General features: G+C 71.3%; 7 protein-coding genes. 3 read left to right on the forward strand and 4 right to left on the reverse strand.

The features are described from left to right. Window positions 1-93 precede the first annotated feature (93 nt). Entirely contained in the window at window positions 94-2,052 is a 1,959-nt protein-coding gene (gene ybaL, locus JNL41_RS15670) for a YbaL family putative K(+) efflux transporter (RefSeq protein WP_293476525.1), read from the forward strand. A 44-nt stretch (window positions 2,053-2,096) separates the two neighbouring features. Here ybaL and pgeF read toward each other — a convergent pair whose 3' ends face one another. The 3 genes from pgeF to lgt are packed head-to-tail and all read right to left on the reverse strand — an operon-like array spanning window position 2,097 to window position 4,780. Continuing rightward, window positions 2,097-2,861 carry a peptidoglycan editing factor PgeF gene (gene pgeF / locus JNL41_RS15675; RefSeq protein ID WP_293476527.1) on the reverse strand — a complete coding sequence of 255 codons (765 nt, stop codon included), beginning with the start codon at window positions 2,859-2,861 and terminating at the stop codon, window positions 2,097-2,099. A gap of 6 nt (window positions 2,862-2,867) precedes the next feature. Next, window positions 2,868-3,917: a class I SAM-dependent methyltransferase gene (locus tag JNL41_RS15680; RefSeq protein ID WP_293476529.1), complete on the reverse strand. Its 1,050-nt coding sequence runs from the start codon at window positions 3,915-3,917 to the stop codon at window positions 2,868-2,870. Continuing rightward, entirely contained in the window at window positions 3,914-4,780 is an 867-nt protein-coding gene (lgt, locus tag JNL41_RS15685; protein ID WP_293476530.1) for a prolipoprotein diacylglyceryl transferase, read from the reverse strand. Before lgt ends, JNL41_RS15680 begins: the two co-directional genes overlap by 4 nt. A gap of 120 nt (window positions 4,781-4,900) precedes the next feature. On the opposite strand from lgt, the gene JNL41_RS15690 reads away from it, so the two are divergent. Then, window positions 4,901-5,158 carry an accessory factor UbiK family protein gene (locus JNL41_RS15690; protein ID WP_293476532.1) on the forward strand — a complete coding sequence of 86 codons (258 nt, stop codon included), beginning with the start codon at window positions 4,901-4,903 and terminating at the stop codon, window positions 5,156-5,158. A 139-nt stretch (window positions 5,159-5,297) separates the two neighbouring features. Next, the gene (locus JNL41_RS15695) at window positions 5,298-5,801 is read left to right on the forward strand and encodes a YbjN domain-containing protein (RefSeq protein ID WP_293476534.1); all 504 of its coding nucleotides are present in this window, start codon (window positions 5,298-5,300) and stop codon (window positions 5,799-5,801) included. Between the two features lie 37 nt (window positions 5,802-5,838). On the opposite strand, the gene JNL41_RS15700 is transcribed toward JNL41_RS15695, so the two are convergent. After that, a complete protein-coding gene (locus JNL41_RS15700; protein ID WP_293476538.1) occupies window positions 5,839-5,985 on the reverse strand; it encodes a prolyl oligopeptidase family serine peptidase in 147 nt (48 codons plus the stop codon). Window positions 5,986-6,000 lie beyond the last annotated feature (15 nt).

A 6,000-nucleotide genomic window follows, 5' to 3' on the forward strand; every position in this document is an offset into this window, starting at 1 on the left:
GACCCGATCACGGGGGCGCTATTGGCCACGCACGCCCGGGACGGCTAAGCGGGAAATCGACGCCACGCATCGACGCCTCGCCCCCGGAGCCCAATGCCCCACCACACGCCCCTGATCGCCACGATCGTCGCCGGTCTGACCATCGCGTTCGGGCTCGGCGCGCTCGCCCACCGGTTCCGCATCTCGCCGCTGGTGGGATACCTGGCCGCGGGCGTCCTGGTCGGACTGTTCACCCCCGGCTTCGTGGCCGATCAGAACCTCGCGCAGGAACTCGCGGAGATCGGGGTCATCCTGCTGATGTTCGGCGTGGGGCTGCATTTCTCGCTGAAGGATCTGCTCTCGGTCCGCAGGATCGCGATCCCCGGCGCCGTCGGGCAGATGGCCGTCGCGACCGCGCTCGGCATGGGGCTGGCCTACGCACTGGGCTGGACGCCGATGGCGGGCCTCGTCTTCGGCCTCGCCCTCTCGGTCGCCTCGACCGTGGTGCTGCTCCGCGCCCTGCAGGAGCGCCGCATCGTCCAGACCGAACGCGGCCGCATCGCCGTCGGCTGGCTGATCGTCGAAGACCTCGCGATGGTGCTGGCCCTGGTGCTGATCCCGGCCCTGGCCGGCGCGCTCACCGCCTCCGGCGCATCGACCGGCGTCTTCTCCGGATGGCTCGTCCCGCTCGCGACCACCATCGGCAAGGTGGTCGCCTTCGTGGCCTTCATGCTGATCGTGGGGCGTCGGGTCATTCCATGGGTCCTCCACTGGACCGCGCACACGGGTTCGCGGGAGCTGTTCCGGCTCGCGGTCTTCGCCATCGCGCTGGGGGTGGCGTTCGGCGCGGCCCTGCTCTTCGACGTATCGTTCGCGCTGGGGGCCTTCTTCGCCGGCATGATCCTGGCCGAGTCCGAACTCAGCCAGCGCGCGGCCGAAGAGACGCTGCCGCTGCGCGACGCGTTCGCGGTGCTGTTCTTCGTGTCGGTCGGGATGCTGTTCAACCCGATGGTCCTGGTCGAGCAGTCGTGGGCGCTGCTGGCCACGGTGGCGATCATCGTGGTCGGCAAGTCGCTGGCCGCCTGGCTCATCGTCCGTGGCTTCCGTCACGACAACGCCACGGCCCTGACCATCGCCGCCTCGCTGGCCCAGATCGGCGAGTTCTCGTTCATCCTGGCCACGCTCGGCTTCGAGCTGAAGCTGCTGCCCGAGGCGGGCCGCGACCTGATCCTGGGCGGCGCGATCGTCTCGATCCTGCTGAACCCGCTGATCTTTGCCGCCGTCCTGGGCATGCGCGCGAAGGCGGCCAGACCGGGCGCGGCCGAGGTCGCGGAGCCGGCCCCTGCCAACGATCCGCTGCCCACCGCGCTGACCGAGCATGTCGTCGTCGTGGGCTTCGGCCGCGTCGGCGCCGCGGTGGCCGAGGGCCTGGAGACCGCCGGCCGGCCGTTCCTGGTCATCGAAGTCGACGAGAAGGCGGGCCAGCGCGCCCGGGACGCTGGCTTCGAGGTCATCGACGGCAACGCCGCCGATCCCCGCGTCCTGGCCATCGCCGGCGTGGGCGCGGCGCACCGGCTGATCTGCACCGCCCCCGACGGCTTCGAGGCCGGCGGCGTCACCGAGGAGGCGCGGCGCGTCAACCCGAAGCTGGAGATCATCGCCCGGGCGCACTCCGACGCCGAGGTCGAGCATCTCAGGAAGCACGGCTGCGACAGGCCGGTCTCCGGGGAGCGGGAGCTGGCCGCCGCCATGCTCGCTCACTTGCAGCCCGGGACCGAGCGCCCGCCGCCGCTGGCGGTCGCGGCCCCCGCGCCGCCGCCGCAGATGCTGCTGAACGACGCCGAGTGGGCGCTGCTGTCGGCCGCGCGCCTCGACGACCTCGCCGCGGGCCAGGCGGTGGCGCAGGAGCAGCTCTTCGAAGGGGCGCGCCGCATCGGCGATTTCGGCGCCGAACAACTGGCGAGCGCCGTCGCGGGCCTGGCCGCCAAGGACCTGCTGGCGGCCCTCGACGGCGAACGCGTGGCGCTGACGCCCGCCGGCGCGCGGCAGGCGGCGCACGCGCCGGTCTACTAGGCGATCCGGCGCTCAGGCCGGTCCGAGGTCTGCAGCCGAGGGTTCTAGGTCAGCACGATCGCCGACAGCAGGCGGCCGTAGTCCGGCTCGCCCTGCCTGAACGCGCGGCGGTTCGAGAAGAAGAGGCCGGCCTCGGCGCAGGTGTCGCGGCCGATCCATTCGCAGCGCGTCACGCCGGCCTCGCGCAGCCGCATCAGGACGAAGGCTGGCAGGTCGAACTGCCGCTTGTCGGGTGTGGCGCCGCCAGAGAAGAACCGTTCGTAGCGCCGCTCGACGTGGGTGAAGCGCGCCACGTACTCCAGGCCGACCTCATAGCTGTCGGGCCCGATGCAGGGCCCGACCACCGCGACGATCCGGCCGATGTCGGCGCCCAGGCCCACCATCCGCGCCAGCGCCGCCTCGGCGACGCCGTTCAGCGCGCCCTGCCAGCCGGCGTGGGCGGCTGCCACGACACGGGCCTGCGGGTCGGCCATGAGGATCGGCGCGCAGTCCGCCGCCAGCGCGCCGCAGACCACGCCGGTCGTCGCCGTCACCACCGCGTCGGCCTGCGGCGGCCCGGCCGGCCAGGGCCCGTCGGCCACCAGCGCTGTGGCGGAATGCACCTGATAGGCGCTCACCAGCGGCCCGCCCATGTGCGCCGCCGCCCGCGCCCGGTTCTCGGTCACCGCGGCCGGATCGTCCTTCGATCCCACGCCGACATTCAGCGACGCGTAGATCCCCTGCGATACGCCGCCCTGCCGCGTGAAGAACGCATGCCGGACGCCCGGCAGGTCCAGCAGCGGCGAGGTCAGGACGGGGAGCGCGCTCATGGGCGCTCAATCCTCCTCGAACGCGGGCGGTGTCCAGTCCGGCGAATGCAGGCAGCAGACCTTGAAGAGGTCGCCCATCTGGTCGCCGCCGACCAGGCGGTGGAGCTGGCGGCCGATCACCGGCGCCTTGTCGGGCCGCGCGCGCACCAGCGCCTCGGCGCGCTCGCCTATGCCCATGCGGGCCAGGAACGCGGCCTGGCTCATGAGCCCCGTGGCCGCGCCCTCGCGCTCCGCGGCCGCCATCACGGCCGGGAAATCGGCCCAGACCGTCAGGTCGGCCTCCCCGGGGCCGTCCAGCGGGTCGACCTTCGCGTGGCGCCGGAGCGCCTGCAGCGTGTCGCCGAACCCCGGCGCGTCGCGACCGTAGTCGATCAGCAGCGCCGCGCCCCCGTCCCGCGCCAGCCGTGCGCCCAGCGCCGCGCCCAGCGCCATCTGCGGCCCGGAGATCTCGGCCACCGCGCCTTCGCGCGCGTCCGGCAGCGGCTCGCCGGTCGGCACGCGGCCGAACGCCAGCGCCCAGCCGTCGCCCAGGCCCACCACCTGCTCGGCCCAGCCGACGGCGGTCTTCACGAACTGCCGCGCCGGCAGGCAGTCCAGCAGCTCGTTGGCGATCACCAGCATGGGCTCGCCGCCCGGAACCTCGTCGAGGCTCTCGGCCCAGCGCACCCGCCCGCCCAGGGTCTCGGCCTGTCGCGCCCGAAGCGGCGCCGAGGTCTCCACCAGCCACACGTCCGCCGCCTCGAGGAAGCCGGGCAGGGCGCGTCCGGCGCGCAGGAGATCGTCCATCAGCGTGCCGTCGCCCGGACCCATCTCCACCAGCGTCAACCGCTCGGGCTCGCCCATCAGCGTCCAGGCCGAGGCGGCCCAGACGCCGATCAGTTCGCCGAACATCTGGCTGACCAGCGGCGCGGTCAGGAAGTCGCCCGCCTCGCCCAGCGCAGGCCGCGTGGCGTAGTAGCCGAACTGCGGGTCGTGCAGGCAGGCGCTCATGTACTGGGCCACGGTGAGCGGCCCGGTCTGGGCGATCTGCGCCGCCAGCTTGTCCTTCAGGCTCAAGACGCCTGCGCGGCCGGTTCCGGCAGGGCCTCACGCATGCCGCGCCAGATCAGCCAGGCGCCCGCGAGCACCATCGGGATCGACAGGATCATCCCCATCGTCAGGCCCAGCGGGAAGTCCGGCATGCCGGCGTCGGGCTCGCGCACCGTCTCGATGGCGATCCGGAACAGGCCGTAGAACATGACGAACATGCCCGCGATGACGCCGCGCCGGTTGCCCAGCTTCGCGACGTGCGTCGCCCAGCGCAGGATCAGGAACAGGACGAGCCCCTCGAACAGGGCTTCGTAGAGCTGGCTGGGATGCCGCGGGACGTCGCCCGCCGGGCAGTAGCCGAAGGTCGCCTTGATCTGCTCGTTGCAGAAGCGGATCGCCCAGGGCAGGTCCGCCGGGGCCTCGCGGCCCCAGAGTTCGCCGTTGATGAAGTTGGCGCAGCGGCCGAGAAAGTGGCCGATCGGATAGGCCGGCGCCACCACGTCGGCGATCCGGAGCAGGTCCAGCTTGTTGCGCCAGGCGAAGACCACCAGCGCCACCGCCACGCCGATCGCCCCGCCGTGGAAGCTCATGCCGCCTTCCCAGGTTCGGAAGATGCCGATCGGATCGGTCCAGATCATCGAGGGCGTGTAGAACAGTACGTGGCCCAGCCGGCCGCCGCCGATCACGCCGATGGCGATCCAGAGGATCAGGTCGTCCATCTGATCGGGCGTGAGCGGCGGGGGGCGCCGCGTCCAGAGGCTCTCGTTCTTCAGGAGCCCGACGGCGTAGCGCCAGCCCAGCAGGATGCCCGCGATGTAGGCCAGCGCGTACCAGCGGATGGCGAAGGGCCCGAGGTGGACGAGGATCGGGTCGATGTTCGGGAACGGCACGGCTTGTCCTGCTGCGGCGTCGGGGAGCTGAGGGTCTAGCGGAGAAGGTCTTCGCTTTCATCCCCGAAGGCCCATATAGAAGCGCGGAGGGACCTGACCTACAGGGTCCGAAAGAGACGAATGCAGACTCAAAACCCGATCCTCGACGAGATCGCCAAGCTGAGCACCGCCGCCATGGGCCTGGCCCAGGCCGCCGGCGACGAAGCCAAGGCCGCCTTCCGCGGTCAGGCAGACCGCCTCGTCGCCGAGATGGACCTCGTGCGCCGCGAGGATTTCGATGCGCTGAAGGCGGAGATCGCCACGCTGCGGGCCGAAATCGAGGCGTTGAAGGCGGCGAAGCCGGCCAGGGCGAGCGGAAAAGCAGCGAAGTCGTCGTGAAAACGTCGCACGGCGCGCGAAACGCGCTCGCTTGTCGCAAGAACCCGCTGACACTTGAATCGCGAAACAGCTTAAGTTCGACCTTGCGGACGATTCGGGGGCGGCGTTCCGTCTCCCGTCCGTGTCGAAAGGGGTCTTGATGGACACCTCACAGACCGACGACAGCGTCGTCCTGACGAACGATCCGCTCGATGTGGTCGAGCACGTTCTGACAGCCGAAAATCTGCCTTTCGACCGCACCGAAGACGGCGACCTCGCCTTCACGCTGGCCGGCGACTGGAAGGACTACGAGCTGTGGTTCGCCTGGCGTCCCGAGGGCGACACGCTGCAACTGTGCCTGTCGATGGACCTCACGGTTCCGAAAGCCCAGCGCCAGACGGCCCAGGAACTGATCGCCACCATCAACCCGCGCGTCTGGCTCGGCCACTTCGAGCTGTGGGACGAGGGCGAGATCATCTTCCGGCACGGCATGGCGCTGATGACCGGCGAGCAGCCCAGCCTGGCCCAGGCTGCGGCGATGATCGACGTGGCCGTCGAGGCCGCCGACCGCTTCTTCCCGGCGTTCGACTTCCTGCTCCGCGGCGCCAAGACCCCGCAGGAGGCCATCGCCGCCTGCATGTTCGAGACCGTCGGCGAGGCGTAGGCCCTCCCTTCCGCCGAGCGCGGGGGAAAGGGGCCCGTCACTCGACGCCTAGCACCTTCTTCAGGAACACCGCCTCGGTGGCCCGCACGGCCTCCTGGTTGGCTTTCTTGTAGATGCCGTGGCCCTCGTCCTTGGCGAGCACGTACCAGACCTCCGCGCCCTGGGCCCGGAGTTGCCTGACCATCTGCTCGGACTCGGT

The sequence above is a fragment of the Phenylobacterium sp. genome, assembly GCF_016793285.1.
In the GTDB taxonomy this organism is placed as follows: domain Bacteria; phylum Pseudomonadota; class Alphaproteobacteria; order Caulobacterales; family Caulobacteraceae; genus Phenylobacterium.